At 66.6% G+C, this 13986-nt stretch carries 14 protein-coding genes; 6 read left to right on the top strand and 8 right to left on the bottom strand.

What is annotated here, in order from left to right; all coding sequences use genetic code 11:
- The first annotated feature begins 112 nt into the window (after positions 1-112).
- The 3 genes from CR152_RS00390 (at position 113) to CR152_RS00400 (ending at position 2691) form a co-directional block, all read left to right on the top strand.
- The gene (locus CR152_RS00390; protein ID WP_099872767.1) at positions 113-1417 is read left to right on the top strand and encodes a cation:proton antiporter; all 1305 of its coding nucleotides are present in this window, start codon (positions 113-115) and stop codon (positions 1415-1417) included.
- A gap of 124 nt (positions 1418-1541) precedes the next feature.
- A complete protein-coding gene (locus CR152_RS00395; RefSeq protein ID WP_157778260.1) occupies positions 1542-2210 on the top strand; it encodes a hypothetical protein in 669 nt (222 codons plus the stop codon).
- A 37-nt stretch (positions 2211-2247) separates the two neighbouring features.
- Positions 2248-2691 (top strand): hypothetical protein, encoded by a 444-nt coding sequence (locus CR152_RS00400; RefSeq protein WP_099872771.1) that lies wholly within the window; start codon positions 2248-2250, stop codon positions 2689-2691.
- A 31-nt stretch (positions 2692-2722) separates the two neighbouring features.
- On the opposite strand, the gene CR152_RS00405 is transcribed toward CR152_RS00400, so the two are convergent.
- Together CR152_RS00405 and CR152_RS00410 are read right to left on the bottom strand one after the other, a co-directional pair.
- Positions 2723-3046: a transposase gene (locus CR152_RS00405; RefSeq protein ID WP_099872774.1), complete on the bottom strand. Its 324-nt coding sequence runs from the start codon at positions 3044-3046 to the stop codon at positions 2723-2725.
- A 55-nt stretch (positions 3047-3101) separates the two neighbouring features.
- The gene (locus tag CR152_RS00410) at positions 3102-4481 is read right to left on the bottom strand and encodes a thioredoxin family protein (RefSeq protein ID WP_157778261.1); all 1380 of its coding nucleotides are present in this window, start codon (positions 4479-4481) and stop codon (positions 3102-3104) included.
- A gap of 109 nt (positions 4482-4590) precedes the next feature.
- Between CR152_RS00410 and CR152_RS00415 the strand changes: the two genes are divergently transcribed.
- Positions 4591-6438 (top strand): AsmA family protein, encoded by a 1848-nt coding sequence (locus CR152_RS00415; RefSeq protein WP_167399854.1) that lies wholly within the window; start codon positions 4591-4593, stop codon positions 6436-6438.
- A gap of 121 nt (positions 6439-6559) precedes the next feature.
- Positions 6560-7378 carry a hypothetical protein gene (locus CR152_RS00420; RefSeq protein ID WP_099872778.1) on the top strand — a complete coding sequence of 273 codons (819 nt, stop codon included), beginning with the start codon at positions 6560-6562 and terminating at the stop codon, positions 7376-7378.
- A gap of 16 nt (positions 7379-7394) precedes the next feature.
- Here CR152_RS00420 and nudC read toward each other — a convergent pair whose 3' ends face one another.
- The gene (gene nudC, locus CR152_RS00425) at positions 7395-8216 is read right to left on the bottom strand and encodes an NAD(+) diphosphatase (RefSeq protein WP_099872781.1); all 822 of its coding nucleotides are present in this window, start codon (positions 8214-8216) and stop codon (positions 7395-7397) included.
- Between the two features lie 226 nt (positions 8217-8442).
- Between nudC and CR152_RS00430 the strand changes: the two genes are divergently transcribed.
- Positions 8443-9447 carry a glycosyltransferase family 9 protein gene (locus tag CR152_RS00430; protein ID WP_099872784.1) on the top strand — a complete coding sequence of 335 codons (1005 nt, stop codon included), beginning with the start codon at positions 8443-8445 and terminating at the stop codon, positions 9445-9447.
- 305 nt (positions 9448-9752) lie between these two features.
- On the opposite strand, the gene CR152_RS00435 is transcribed toward CR152_RS00430, so the two are convergent.
- The 5 genes from CR152_RS00435 to CR152_RS00455 form a co-directional block, all read right to left on the bottom strand.
- Positions 9753-10820, bottom strand: a complete 1068-nt coding sequence (locus tag CR152_RS00435) for a glycosyltransferase family 9 protein (RefSeq protein WP_099881852.1) — start codon at positions 10818-10820, stop codon at positions 9753-9755.
- 74 nt (positions 10821-10894) lie between these two features.
- Positions 10895-11701, bottom strand: coding sequence for a glycosyltransferase (locus CR152_RS33960; protein WP_099872787.1), 807 nt, complete (start codon positions 11699-11701; stop codon positions 10895-10897).
- Positions 11698-12315, bottom strand: coding sequence for a DUF4254 domain-containing protein (locus CR152_RS33965; protein WP_099872790.1), 618 nt, complete (start codon positions 12313-12315; stop codon positions 11698-11700). The genes CR152_RS33960 and CR152_RS33965 overlap by 4 nt, the downstream gene beginning before the upstream one ends.
- A gap of 88 nt (positions 12316-12403) precedes the next feature.
- Positions 12404-12604: a DUF2795 domain-containing protein gene (locus CR152_RS00450; protein ID WP_099872793.1), complete on the bottom strand. Its 201-nt coding sequence runs from the start codon at positions 12602-12604 to the stop codon at positions 12404-12406.
- Between the two features lie 80 nt (positions 12605-12684).
- On the bottom strand, positions 12685-13905 hold the full coding sequence (locus CR152_RS00455) for a pyridoxal-phosphate-dependent aminotransferase family protein (protein ID WP_099872795.1): 1221 nt from the start codon (positions 13903-13905) through the stop codon (positions 12685-12687).
- Positions 13906-13986: the final 81 nt, after the last annotated feature.

The raw sequence follows: 13986 nt of genomic DNA on the forward strand, positions 1-13986 counted from the left end.
GGCGAAAACGACGACAGGGGGCAGGGCTTCAATCCGTACGGCAACAGCGCGTAGGGAAACAGTTGTCTTCTGTAGAATCGCCCCACGCCCCTTTTCCCCGCCGATGCTTTCCATGACGACTACCCACTGGTTTATTCTGATCGGTTGCCTGATGCTGGCGCGGGGCCTGATGGCGACCAGTATTTCGCGCCTGCCGTTCACGTCGGCCATCGTCTACCTGTGCGTCGGCCTCGGCCTCGGCCCCATGGTGCTGGGGATTTTTTCCTTCAGCCCGGTGGAGCAATCGCACCTGCTCGAAACCCTCACCGAAATCGCCGTGCTCGTCTCTCTGTTCTCGGCCGGCGTAAAGATGCCGGTGCCGATTTCGCGCCAGCGCTGGATGCCGGCCTTCCGCCTGGCGTGGGTTTCGATGAGCCTGAGCGTGGGCGTGATCGCCACCTTCTGCTATTTCGTGCTCGGCTTGCCGCTGGGCGCTGGCGTGCTGCTCGGCGCCATCCTCGCCCCCACCGACCCGGTGCTGGCCACCGATGTCCAGGTGCGCCATCCCGACGACCGCGACAGGCTGCGCTTCACCCTCACCTGCGAAGCGGGCATGAACGATGGCTCGGCCTTCCCTTTCGTGATGCTGGGCCTGGGCTTGCTCGGCGCCCATGAACTGGGCGACTTCGGCTGGCGCTGGGTGCTGGTCGACGTGCTGTGGGCCACCCTGGCCGCGATCGCCATCGGCACCCTGGGCGGCGCGGCGCTTGGCCGGCTCGGATGGATGCTGCGCGGCAAAGATCCCAAGCACGAGGTGCTCGACGACCTCGTCGGCCTGGGCCTGATTGCCGTCGTGTACGGCCTGAGCGTGGTGTTCGTGGCCTGGGGCTTCCTGGCCGTGTTTTTCGCCGGCGTGGCCCTGCGCCAGACCGAACTGGTGTTGTCGGGCGCCCACAAGGACCGCCAGGGCTTGCTGGTGCCCGAAAAATCCAAGGACGATCCGGGCGCCGAAGCCCCGCCGACCAACATGCCGCTGACCGTCAGCGCCGAGTCGCTGGTGTTCAAGGAGCATCTCGAACGGCTGTCGGAACTGACCCTGGTCCTGCTGCTCGGCGGCATGGTGTCGATGCATGACTGGAACTGGCGCAGCGTCGGCACGGCCCTGTTCCTGTTCGTGGTGGCCAGGCCGCTGAGCGTGATGATCGGCCTGCTCGGCTCGGACAGCTCGATGCGCATCCGCGGCATCACCGCCTGGTTCGGCGTGCGCGGCATCGGCTCGCTGTATTACCTGATGTATGCCATCAACCACGGCTTGCCGGTTTCGCTCTCGCGCGAGCTGATCCAGATTACGATCGTCGTCATCATGCTCTCGATCGTGGTGCACGGCACCAGCGTCAAGCCGCTGCTCGAGCGCTTCTGGCGCCGGAAACAGCGCTAGGCCAACAACCCGGCCGTGTCGCCTGGCCGCGATGCGGCGCGCATGAGCCAGGCCAAACCGGGCCCGCGGGGCGCGCCTACAATCGAACTCCTCCCCAGTGATTTTGCGCGAGGCGGTGACGGCCATGGCTACTTTTTCCAGTGCATCGACGGCGGCGCTGACAGCCGCGCTGACCCTTTCCTGCGGCGCCGCGCTGGCGCAGGCCCACTTACCGGCCGACGACCTGGCGCACTTCGGCGCGGCCGACAACAGCTGGCTATCCGAGCCGCCGCGCTATTACGCGGGCGCGGCCACGCGCATCGCCTCTCCCGAGTTCGCCCGCGCCATGCGCCTGAGCACCAGCGCCTGGTGGGGCATGGCCAACAGCAACACCACCAATTACTCGGTGGGCGGCATCGCGGTCATGCTCGGGCAGGATGCGCTGCCCGGCGCGCCGGTGGAGATCGCGCGCCTGCTGGCGCACCGCGCGCTGGCCGCCACACCGGCCGCAACCTCGACCTGCATGGTGCCCTGGCTGCAGTGCGCCGCCTTCGGCAGCCTGGAAGCGCGCATGCGGGCGCAACACGCCTTCCTGAACGGCAGGAACCCCGACGACGACGCCATGGGGGGCCGGCGCAACGTCATCCATGCCCTCAGCGCCGGCATGCGTTTCGATTTTCCGTACACGCGCACGGCCGCGCACGGCCCCTGGTTCGTGCAACTGCGGGCCACGCGCCGCTCGTCCGCGTTCAAAGGCTCGCTGCACAGGCAGGGGCGCAGGGGCGTCTCCCTGACCATCGGCACCGAGTTCTGATCTATACTTGCTGGCATTACTCCACAGGAAAGCGATCATGCGCAGGTTCTGGATTTTACTGACGCCGCTGCTCCTGGCCGGCTGCATCAAGGGCTCGGCCAGCTACTACATCGATGACGCCAGCAACGACCACGTCATTACCGTGCGCGCGGAGCAGGAATACTTCTGGAAAAAAGACATCACCCTGACCCTGGTCGCCTCGCACATGCCGGAATGCCAGCGCGTCTTTCCCATGACCAGCATGCCGGTCGACGAAGTGTCGGTCGAGCTGTTCTCGAACGGCGACGACATCTACACCGTGCGCTCCGGCACGGAAGTGATGCAGGTCGACACCCTCGGCTGCGCGCTGCTGGCCGAACCGGCGCCCAAGGCGCTGGGACAGCCGGTCGGCACCTTCTTCCTCGATGAGAAGACCATGACGTTTGAAAAGGCAACAGCGCCACCCGCGCCAGCAACAGGCGCTGCTGGCGCTGGCGGCTGAGGCGCCGCTGACGGGCGACCCAGCCGGCGCGTCAGTGCCGGCCCAGCACCTTGTGCAGGGTTGCCACGGTGTTGGGCCGGCCGATCTGCTCCAGCGCTGTTTCGAGCAGCATGGGTTCGCCCGGCCGCACCGCCGTCCACTGGGTAAAATATTCGTGCACCGTGCGCCAGGGCGGAAACCCCTCCGGCACGCCGCGCCAGGCGGTCCCACTTTCCAGAAAATACAACACTGCGCAAAACACATCGTACAGATCGTGCTTGCGCGGGCGCGTCTTGCGGCGCGCCGCTTCCAGCATGCCGCGTACCGCCTCAAACTCTTCGCGCGAAACGTCGCTCGCGAAATCGGGTCGTGCCATCGTCGTTAACCTCAAATCTTGTTTGAGGGTCTGATCTGGAACAGGTTCCCTAAATTTATTCGTTGACTCTGATCAGTAAGGCCTGCTTAAGTTTTTCGACTTGCTCGCCGGAACCATTCAAGGCGCTCAGCTTGTTCAGCATGCGTGCAAGCTGGGTGCCGTTGCGGCGGTAGTTGGCGTCCGTCATGCCGTCCACCTCAGACAGTAGCGCGGCGGCAAGGCGGCCGATGCGCTCCGCGTCAGCCGGCGTCGCATCGATCAGCGCCAGCAGGAAGGTGGCGCCCCATTGCAGGCGCGTGGCCGGGCCGCTGGCCTGTTCCAAGGCTTGCTGGTACCAGTCGAGCATGGCGGAAATATCGCCACGTTTTTTGGCGACGGCGGCCAGATTGTGCATGAAGTAGAACGGCGCGTGCGAACCGGGCAGCGCGGCGCGCAGGACCGCGTCGGCGTCGTCGAGCAAGCCCGCATCGGAAAACGCGCCGGCCGCGGTGTTGATCACGTGATGGCGCAGCGCCGGTTCTTGCGCGCCCGCCAGCACGCTGGCAACCCGCTCGCGCAGCAGTGCGTTCAGGCCGGCAACAGGGCTGCCCAGGCGCGCCATGCGCACCCGCACGCGCAAGGCCGCCAGCTGGTCGGCCGGATCCAGCGCCTCGGACGACTCGAGCCGCTGCAGCGCGTCGGACCACGCGCTTGTCAATGCCATGCGCTGTTCCGACTGCGGCGCCGTCAGCGCGCGCACCATGTCGACCGCATAGTTGGTCACCAGATCGACGTGCGCCAGCACCGCCTGCGCGTCGGCCAGCGTGCGCAGCAGCATGGCCAGCCCCTCATGCCCGTTGGCGGACGTGGCGGCGTGCAGCGCGTGCCAGGCCAGGCGCAACGCCGGCTCGGGCTCGGTGCAGGCATCGCGCAAGCCGGCGAGCGTGGCGGCCAGGTCGCGCCCGGCCAGCAGCTGGCCTTCATCGGTATCCCAGGAATAAAAAGCGAGCAGGCGCCACTCGTCGGCGGACAGGGCGCGCTGGCCCGACAGGGCGTCCCGCAGCGATTGCGCCGCCGTGAACGGCGCCGTCAGCGCCAGTTGCAGCATCTCAAGAAAGCGCGGCCCCGCCAGTTCGCACGGCAGGCGCGTGATTTCGGCGCCATCGGGACGGTACAGCACCAGGGACGGGTAGCTGCGCAGATGCAGGCGATCGGCTGCACGCTGCGCGCCGGCGGCGTCGCCATCGATGTGCAGCGGCACGAACGACGGCGCCAGCGCGGCAAAGGCGGGCTCGGCCAACACCGCCGCCTTGAGCCGGTTGCACGGCGGACACCACCCGGCGCCCCAGTACAGGAACAGCGGCTTGCCACTGGCGCGCGCCTGGGCAAAAGCGGCGTCCGGATCATGATGCCAGCCGATGACGGTGGTTGTCTGCGCGTTGGCATCGTTGGCCATGGTCTGTCCCGAGAATGTTGAAAATGGCGAAAGTATATCCAAAACAGGGGCGTGCCGGCGGGCCTGCCCGGTGCTACACTCGACGCCTTTCCCGCCTCCGAGTTTCGTCATGCAAGCACGCATCAGGATCGCCGTCATCGCGCTGGGCGCCACCGTGCTGGTGCTGGGCAGCGCCCTTGGCATCCTGGCAGCCCGCTTCGATCCGAACGCCTACAAGAGCGCCATCATCGAGCGGGTGCACGAAAAAACGCACCGGACCCTGAGCATCGGCGGCGATATCCGGCTGGCCGTGTATCCGCGCCTCGGCGTGCACCTCGGCAAAGCCAGCCTGTCGGAACTGGGCGGCAAGGGCGAATTTGCCGCGCTCGACAGCGTGCGCCTGTCGTTCGCGCTGGGGCCGCTGCTGCTGCGCCAGGAAATCGTGATCGACCGCATCGAACTGCGCGGCATGCGCGCCACCCTGGTGCGCCAGGCCGACGGCAGCATGAATATCGACGACCTGACCGCCGCGCGCGTCAAACCCAACGCCGGCGAGCGTGCCGGCGCGGCCGGAAACGCCGGCGCCGGGCCGGCCCGCATCCGTTTCGCCGTCGACAGCATTCGCATCGACAACGCCCATCTGCGCTTCGACGACCGCAAGGCCGGACGACTATTCGATATCGCGCGCCTGAACATCGATTCCGGCCCGATCGCGCACGGCGTGCCGAGCCGGGTCGCGCTGTCGGCCAATATCGGCGTCGACAAACCGGCGCTCAATACCGTCCTGATTTTCGAGAGCGGCTTTTCGCTCGACCGCGACACGCGCCGGGTAGCGATGACGGAACTCGACGCCAATCTCGACCTGTCGAGCCGGGCGGGAATCGAATCGCGCGCCAAATTGAAAGGCAGCATCGAGATCGACTTCGGCACGAAAGCCATCGCCGCCGCGCTCAAAGGCAAGATCGATGACAGTGCTGTCAGCGGCAAGGGCGCATTGCGCGACGGCATGCTGCAGCTCGACATCGATATCGACCGCCTCGACATGGCGCGCTATCTTCCGCGCGCGCCGTCCGCGCCGCCAGCCAGCGACGCACCGCCAGGCACTGACGCAGCGCCGGACCAGCCGGTCGACCTGTCGGCCCTGGCCCGGCTGCGCGCCAGCGGCACCTTGCAGGTGGGTGAACTGACGGCGGGCGGCCTGCGCGCCTCGAATGTGCACGCGGTGCTGCTGGCCGACGCCGGCAAGACCACCATCAAGCCGCTCTCGGCCACGCTGTATGGCGGCAACGGCAACGGCGCGCTGAGCCTCGATTTCACGGGCGACGCCAGCTCCCCGCGCATGGCGCTGGTGCAGGACCTGCGCGGCATCTCGCTCGGCCCCCTGCTGCTTGATGCCACCGGCAAGACGCCGCTGGCGGGACGCGGCGACGTCCAGCTCGACCTGACAACGCGCGGCGCCAGCACGATGGCCCTGCGCGAGGCGCTCGGCGGCACGGCGGCGCTGCGGCTGCGCGACGGCGTCATCGGCGGCATCGACCTGGGCCGGATGGTGCGCGAAGCCAAGGCCGCCGCGGGCGTGGGCAGCGGCGCCGACTCGACCGGCTTCACCGAATTGAGCGCAACCTTCCGCATCGACAGCGGCGTTGCCCACAACAAGGATTTGTCAGCGAGCACGCCGCTGTTGCGCATCGGCGGTGAAGGCCAGGTCGACCTCGCGCACGAAACCGTCGATCTGCGCTTGCGTTGCACGGTGGTACCGAGCCTGACCGGCCAGGATGGACCCGCGGTCGGCACCTTGAACGGGCTGACGGTACCGGTCGCCCTGAGCGGCCCGCTGGCGCAGATGACGTGGCAGGTCGATGTGGCGGCGCTGGGCACCGAGGCGGCGCAAAAGATGCGCGGCGCCCTGCCGAGCGGCGGCAAGGAAAAACTGAAAGACCGCGTGAAGGACACGCTCGGCGGACTGTTTCCGCGCTAACAGCCTGTTCGTGGCAAGGGCGCCACGGCGCCGCCTTTTGTTGAGCAAAACGGCGCCGCACGGCTGGGCTTTGGACTAGCGTCGGAGATAGCAAACCTTAGCAAACACATCGGGAGGATATATGTTCGGAAGCACAGTCCTTGAAGTGGCGGTTGGCCTGACTTTTTGCTACGCGACGGTAGCATTGATTGTCAGCACGGTGCAGGAAGCGCTGGCGTCGGCGCTGAAACTGCGCGCACGCGGGCTGCTCGAAGGCATCAAGAGCATGCTCAACGATCCAAATTTCAACGCCCTGGCGCGCACCCTGTACGCCCATGCGCTGGTCAATCCGCACAGCAACCCCGCTCTTCCCGAGCAGGAACACATCGGCACCAAGCCGTCGTACATCAAGCCCGAGCATTTCGCCATCGCCCTGATCGACGCCATCCAGTCGATTCCCGGCGACTACGCCCAGCTCGGGCGCGACATCGATGCCCTGACCGATCCGCAGATCAAGCGCGCGCTGCAAGGCATCTACCAGCGCGCGGAAGGCGACATGGCGCGCTTCCAGGCATCCGTGGAAGGCTGGTTCGACACGGCGATGGAAAGGGTGTCCGGCCTCTACAAGCGGCGCTCGATGGTGGTCAGCGTGCTGCTGTCGCTGCTGCTGGCGGCGCTGTTCAACATCGACAGCATTCACCTGTTCAGAACGCTATGGGCGCATCCCTCGCTGGCGGCCCAACTCGGTGCGGCCCCGGCCACCATGAACCCGCAAGCGCTGCAGATGCTGTGGACCTTGCCGATTGGCTGGGAACAGTTTCCCCCGGCATTGAACCGCGAGTTCGCGCTCAGTGTCGCCGGCTGGGCGCTGACGGCCTCGACCGCGCTATTCGGCGCCCCGTTCTGGTTCGACCTGATGAAGCGCACGGTCCAGGTGCGCGGCACCGGGCCCAAACCGTAGGGCCAACCGCCCGCTGTCAGGCAGTGCGGTCCGGACGGTGGGCGTCGACCAGGATCGTCGATACGGAATAGTGCGGCACGCGTTCGGGCCATTCGTCGTTCGGCCCGAACCAGCGCGCTTCGACGATTTCGCTCGGGTCCACGCGGATCTCGCCGTCCAGATAATCGGCGGTGAAGGCAATCATCAGGGAGTGGGGAAACGGCCACGACTGGCTCGAAAAATATTGCAGGTTGTGGACCCGTAATCCGACTTCTTCGAACACTTCGCGGTGCACCGCTTCTTCCACCGATTCGCCCGCTTCCAGGAAGCCCGCCAGCGGCGTGAACCGCTTGCTCGGCGAGGCGGCGTGCAGCGCCAGCAAGACATGGTCGCCCTTGCGGATCAGCACCATCATCGCCGGCGAAATGCGCGGATAGGCCATCATGCCGCAGGCGCTGCATACGTAGCAGCGCTCGCCGGCTTTGAGCTGCATCGGCTGGGCGCAGGCGCCGCAGTAGCGGTGGGTGCGTGCCCACTCGGCAATCTGGCTGGCGCGGCCGGCCACGCTGAGCAGATCCTCGTCGAAGCCGCCGAACAGGGAACGCATGCTGCGCCAGGTGTAACCCGGCAGGGCCAGCGCCTCGCTGGCGTGCCAGACGGTCTGGCAATAGCGACCGCCCAGGATGCCCACCGGATGCGGCGTGCCCGCGATGTCCAGACCGGCAAGCTCGTCTGCGGAGGGAATCCCCAGGTCGGCTTCGCGCAGCAGCAGGCGGCTGCCATGGAAGACAAACGTCACCGGATCGGAGTGGGATTGCGCCGTGATCAGCGGCGTAAACGTTGATGGCATCTGAAGCATGCGGCCTGCCTTTTGTGTTGTGGACTGCAGGCAGCATACCGCATTTTTCAAGCACGGATTGCGGGGCGAGGGCGACGCAACCGGTACCACATACGATCTGCATCAAGCTGCCGCGCGCTGCATCGAACGGATGCGAAGGCGCCCTGTCATACCGGGAAGTGCCCGCGCGGGCATGACCGGGCTGCGCAATCGGCGGCAAAGACGCTCACATCAATGGCATTACCCCATGACGACATCCTCCTGGTTAGCCCGGCACGACCACACCAGCGTGGTCATTTTCCGCGCGCTTCAGCTCGGCGATATGCTGTGCGCGGTGCCGGCACTGCGCGCCTTGCGGGCGGCCATGCCACGCTCGCGCATCAGTCTGGTCGGCCTGCCCTGGGCGGACCAGTTCGCCCGCCGGTTCAGTGCGTATGTCGACGAGTTCATTGCGTTCCCCGGGCACGAAGCGTTTCCCGAACAGCCGGCCAGGCTCGACCAGCTGCATGACTTCTACGCCAGCATGCGTGCGCGCCGCTTCGACCTGGCGCTGCAGATGCACGGGAACGGCCAGTACAGCAATGCCGTCGTGCGGGCGTTCGGGGCGCGCGCGATGGCGGGATTCGGTGCCGCTCCGGGGCGCGGCGATGAATGCCTGATTCCCTTCCCCGACACGGGAGCGGAACCGCTGCGGCTGCTGGAACTGGCGACCGGCCTCGGTGCGCCGGCGTGCGGTCCCCAGCTTGAATTTCCGATCACCGCTGCCGACGAGCGGGAGCTGGAAGCAAGCGGTGTGGCGCGCGGACTGGCGCCCGGCAGCTACGTGTGCATTCATCCGGGCGCGCGTTACGCCGACAAGTGCTGGCCGGCGAAAAAGTTCGCGGCGGTGGCGGACCAGCTTGCGATCCGGCCGCAGCTGAAAACGGTGCTGACCGGCTCGCCCGCCGAGGTGCCGCTGACGGCCGCCGTGGCGCGCCTGATGCGGCGTGCGCCGGTCGATGCGGCCGGGCCCTTGTCGATCGGCGCGATGGCGGCGCTGATGAGCCGTGCGCGCCTGCTGATCTGCAACGATACGGGTGTGTCGCACATCGCGGCCGGGCTCCGGCTGCGCAGCGTGGTTATTTTCAGCAAGGCGGATATTAGGCGCTGGGCGCCGCTCGACCAGCAGTTGCATCGCTGTTTATGGGACCCGTTTGGCGAGCAGGCGAAGGCCGTGCTGGATCAGGCGAGGGCGTTGTTGATGCTGCGTTGAGGAGGGTGGAGAGGAGGCGCCGTGCGTGCAATATGCCATGATGATTTCGCACGATTTTTGTGTGCTGCCATCTTCTGACATTCCGGGTACTGCCCTTCGTCATTCCGGCTACCATCTCCGTCGTTCCGGCTGCCTCCCCCGTCGTTCCGGCCACCCCCGTCGTTCCCGCGCCAAGGCGGCACTCGGCGGGAACCCAAGTTTGTACCGTAAGTGGCGGCTCCGCGAACTTGGGTTCCCGCCGAGTGCCGCCTTGGCGCGGGAATGACGGAGGTGGCGGATCAACGGTAGCGATCGGAACGGCGAGCTTAGTTGCGGTTATGGGAATCCTGACTCCGGTGGCCAACGCCGCTTGAGCCAACGCCATGAGCATCAGCACTGCGTCCGGCACGCAGCAACCCCAGCGCCAGCCCGTTGACCTCATCCTGCGTTACATCATCAACAAAGCTCGCATCATGCGCGCAGCGCGTCCTGATGTTTTCCTTGCCACAAACCGGACAGTGCACGCGCAGCGATACCGCGGCGCGATGGCCGTCCTGCCGCAGCGGCCCGGATTCGATCAGATTGGTCAGCCAGTAAATGCCCACGGCAGGCGTGCCGATCGCCAGCGCCAGGTGCAGCGGGCCGGTATCGTTCGATACCACCAGCGTGCTGCGCGCCAGGATGCCGCACAAGGCACCGAGCGACGCCTTGCCGCTCAGATCAATCGCCGGGTGGTGCATCGCCCCGATAAGCTCGCGCACCAGCGGCGCTTCCTCCGCGCTGCCGTTCACCGCCACGATGGCGCCTTCAGTCACCAGCAGATCGGCAAGCGCCGCAAAACGCCCGACCGGCCAGCGCCGCCGCGGGTCGCTCGCCCCCGGCTGCAGCAACACCAGCGGCCGGTCGCGCGGCGGCGGCAGCAGCAGCGCTGCCTGGGCAAGATCGTCCTCGGAAACGTCAAGCTCGCGCCGCATCGGCCAAGCCGCGGCACCAGCCAGGGCCGCCACTTCCAGCAGCTGCAATCGCCGGTTGACCAGCCCTTCATGCCGGACATTGCGGTCCAGCGGCTCGGCGCCGCCAGCGCACATGCCCACCGTCAGGCGCGCACCGAGCCGCCGGACGAACGGGTTGGCGTGGCGCCCGCCGCCAAACAGCTGGATGGCAAGATCGATCCCGCTCATGCGCAGGTTTTCCACAAACGCCTCGACAGCGCAGGGATCGGCATCGCCCTGCCCGCACACACCCATGCCGGGATACGGCGGCATGATGGCCACGGCATCGACCGGCCCCGGCCGCCCTTCCAGAAACGCCGCATGCCACGGCAGGCCGATGTACAACAACTGCGCCTCCGGATAACTGTGCTTGAGTGCATGCAAAGCCGGCAGGCAGAACATGAAATCGCCCAGCGCGCTCGGACGCAGCACGACAATATTGCGCACACGGGCCAGCCGCGCGTGCTGCCCTCTCTTCACAGCAACACCCTGGGTGCGTCGACCCGGCGCGACACCACGGTGGTCGGCAATTCCATATGATAGGCACCCGACGGAATGATGCCGCAGCCGCCCGAGCGCGCCATCACGCGCAGTTGTGCCAGCACATCCTCACCGCAGTGTTCCGGCGGCAGCTCTTTCCAGAAATCGAATCCGCCGGCGGCGCGCAGTTTGGCCGTGTCGAACAGCACGCAACCGCCGATCCAGGCAACCCGGTACGGCCGCGTTGCATCGCGCCCGATGCCCAGTTGCGCCTGCACGTGGAACAGGTTGGCCGCGCTGTGCAAATGATGCCGTTCCCAGGCGCTGCCGCCGGGCGCGACCAGTTCCGGTTCGACCTGCCCTTCCCAGAATTCGATGGCTTGCTGATGCGGCCGGCAGTCGTGCCGATGACTGAGGCCGTGCAGGGCGCTGCCGACGAAGCCGCAGCGCTGCTGCCGCATGGTGTGCGCCAGACGCTCGATCAGGTCGCTTTCGATGATGACGTCGTCGTCGAGAAACAGGCACCAGGGCGCCGCTACCTGCGCCAGCAGAAAGGCGCGCTGCTCGGCCATGCCGCGCCGCGGCAGGTGGCGCAGCATGTCGACCGGCACTCCGCGCGCCGCCAGATAGCGCAGCACGGCGCGCACTTCGGCGCTGGCGGCGGCGCCTTCTCCATCGGACTGGTCGGACACGACGATGCGCAGATTGCGCGCCGTTTGCGATGCCAGCGCCGTCAAGGTCACCGCCAGCGCCGCCGCCCGATTGCAGGTCGGAATCAGCACATCGATGCAGTCCTCGCTCATGGCGCAGTCCCGCTGCGGTCCCGGCCCGGCGCGGCTCCATACAGCCAGGGATTGAGCGCGGGGTCGTTGTACATCTTGAACTGGCGGTAGATCTTGAAGTAGGCATGCCCGTTGGCGACTTCGGCAAGCAGGCGGTCGAGGCAGCAAGCCAGGTCGTGCCGCTGCAGCACCAGCCGCTGCAGCCTGGCCAGGCAGGCGCTCACGTGCTCCGCGCCGGCCTCGGTGCGCCGGGTCTGCGCACGCATGTGGAAAATCTTGAGCGCGAGGATGGACAGCCGGTCGATCATGGCGCCCGCAGTCTCGCTGCTCAGGCGCGCGCCAGGCTGGGGCACCACGCCGTCGAGCTGCGCGAGCAGCGCTTCGTCGATCGCTTCCACCGCATCGTTGCGCAACTGGTTATGGCGGTCGATCAGGCGCTTGCTTGCGGCAATGGCGGCGCTGCCGGCATCGGTGCGGCGGGCGCGGTCTTCTTCATCCCACAGCAGGTGGTTGTGACGGTGATTGGCCTCGACCCAGCGCCAGAGCACGCTGTCGGCCGGGGCCGCCAAGCAGGGATCGTCCAGTTGCGCGTCGTGCCACTGCAACAACGATACGGCATCGAACTCCTTGAGCATCGCCACTCTCCTCGGGTGTACAGCCGGATGCCAGCGCAACCGGGTACAGCTTGGAGCGCCAGAGCGTGCCCGAAGTTCCCGTGGCCGCTCAATCGTCGTCGGGCCCCTTGAACGCCTGGCTCACCTCGGCCGGCGTCTGGAACTCTTCGTCGGGCAGCGCGTCGAGCGAAGCGCACACGTTCTCGTCGGCGCCGAGCTTTCTGGCATTGGCGATCAGGGCGGCCTTGTTGGCCGGATAGTCCACGCCCTTGAGGAATTTTTGAATCTGGAAGGGGTTTGCATGCGCCATGGTCGTCTCCCGAGTGGTTTACGGTTGGACAGCATGGCGCGGCGCAGGTTCACCCCAGATCGCAATAACAGTTCCGGATACTAGCTTGCGCCCTGCGCGATCGCATGGCGCGACAGCGAGCGTTCCAGTTCGGCCATGCCGGCCGGCAGGTCGAGGCTGGCGCCGCCGGCCTGCATGCTGGAACCGAAGGCGTGCAGGGTGCGGAACAGGTTGTGCGCGCGGCTCTGCTCGCCCATCTGGCCGATGCGCAGGATGTTCAGCCCGAACGCGCCGGAAATTTCGACCTTGTGAACGCGCGACATGTGCGCGCGCACCACGTCGGACGACACATGATCGGGCGTGACGATGCCGATCACGGAATTGAGCCGGTGCTGCTTGGGCACCAGCAATGCCAGCCCCAGCGCTTCGATGCCGGCCTGCAGCGCTTCCGAGCATTGCTGGTGGCGCGCGAAGCGGCGCGGCAGGGTCTCGGCGCAGACCAGGCGCAGCGCTTCGTGCAGCGCCAGGATGCCCGATACCGGCGCCGTGTAGTGATAGGACTTCTGGTTCCAGAACTGGTCGGCCAGCTGGGCGTCGAGGCACCAGTGGTAGGGCTGGTGGCTGCGCGAGGCAATCTTTTTGGCCCAGGCATGTTCCGAGAACGCCAGCAGCGACACGCCCGGAATCGAGGACAGCCCTTTCTGCCCGCCCGTGATGACGGCGTCGACCTGCCAGGCATCCATGTCGAGCGCCATCGTGCTCAGGGTGCAGACGGCGTCGACGATCACCAGGCAGCCGTGCTCGTGCGCCATGCGCGCGATGCTGCCCAGGCTGTGGTTGCACACCGTGTTCGAAGTTTCGCCCTGCACCAGGGTGATGGCGGCATAGTTGCCCTTGGCCAGTTCGCGCTGCACCAGCTCCACGCTCGCGCTCTCGTTGTTGTCGATGTGCAGCAAGGTCGGCTCGCCGCGCACGCGGCTGACCATCTCGGCCATGCGCTTGCTGAAGTAGCCGTTGCAGATGCATAAAACCTTGTCGCCGGGATGGACCAGGTTGGCGATCGCCATTTCCATCGCCGCCGAGCCCGGCCCGCCGACCCCCATCACGTGCGATGAGCTGGTCTGGAAGACGTAGCGCCCCATCTCCTTCACCTGCGCGATCACCTGGTTCATGGTGTCACCGAGGTGGTTGATGACGATCGAATTGGCGGCCGCCACGGCGGCGGGAATCGGCACCGGGCCCGCGCCCATCATCAGCAAGGGTTCATCCGGCAGGATGTGTTCGAGCGGAACTATGTCGGGAACGCGGATTGCCTCAACCATTCAATGACTCCTCAAATATGTGCGATGGATAGTCATCATAGCCTGCAATCGATTAACTAGTTTCCAAACGGTCATTTTTGA

Origin of the sequence: Massilia violaceinigra (genome assembly GCF_002752675.1) — a bacterium.
GTDB lineage: Bacteria > Pseudomonadota > Gammaproteobacteria > Burkholderiales > Burkholderiaceae_D > Telluria_A > Telluria_A violaceinigra.

Coding starts and splice junctions, on each gene's coding strand:
- CR152_RS00390 (WP_099872767.1), top strand. CDS start 113: ATGACGACTACCCACTGGTTTATTCTGATCGGTTGCCTGATGCTGGCG.
- CR152_RS00395 (WP_157778260.1), top strand. CDS start 1,542: ATGGCTACTTTTTCCAGTGCATCGACGGCGGCGCTGACAGCCGCGCTG.
- CR152_RS00400 (WP_099872771.1), top strand. CDS start 2,248: ATGCGCAGGTTCTGGATTTTACTGACGCCGCTGCTCCTGGCCGGCTGC.
- CR152_RS00405 (WP_099872774.1), bottom strand. CDS start 3,046: ATGGCACGACCCGATTTCGCGAGCGACGTTTCGCGCGAAGAGTTTGAG.
- CR152_RS00410 (WP_157778261.1), bottom strand. CDS start 4,481: ATGGCCAACGATGCCAACGCGCAGACAACCACCGTCATCGGCTGGCAT.
- CR152_RS00415 (WP_167399854.1), top strand. CDS start 4,591: ATGCAAGCACGCATCAGGATCGCCGTCATCGCGCTGGGCGCCACCGTG.
- CR152_RS00420 (WP_099872778.1), top strand. CDS start 6,560: ATGTTCGGAAGCACAGTCCTTGAAGTGGCGGTTGGCCTGACTTTTTGC.
- nudC (WP_099872781.1), bottom strand. CDS start 8,216: ATGCTTCAGATGCCATCAACGTTTACGCCGCTGATCACGGCGCAATCC.
- CR152_RS00430 (WP_099872784.1), top strand. CDS start 8,443: ATGACGACATCCTCCTGGTTAGCCCGGCACGACCACACCAGCGTGGTC.
- CR152_RS00435 (WP_099881852.1), bottom strand. CDS start 10,820: ATGTTCTGCCTGCCGGCTTTGCATGCACTCAAGCACAGTTATCCGGAG.
- CR152_RS33960 (WP_099872787.1), bottom strand. CDS start 11,701: ATGAGCGAGGACTGCATCGATGTGCTGATTCCGACCTGCAATCGGGCG.
- CR152_RS33965 (WP_099872790.1), bottom strand. CDS start 12,315: ATGCTCAAGGAGTTCGATGCCGTATCGTTGTTGCAGTGGCACGACGCG.
- CR152_RS00450 (WP_099872793.1), bottom strand. CDS start 12,604: ATGGCGCATGCAAACCCCTTCCAGATTCAAAAATTCCTCAAGGGCGTG.
- CR152_RS00455 (WP_099872795.1), bottom strand. CDS start 13,905: ATGGTTGAGGCAATCCGCGTTCCCGACATAGTTCCGCTCGAACACATC.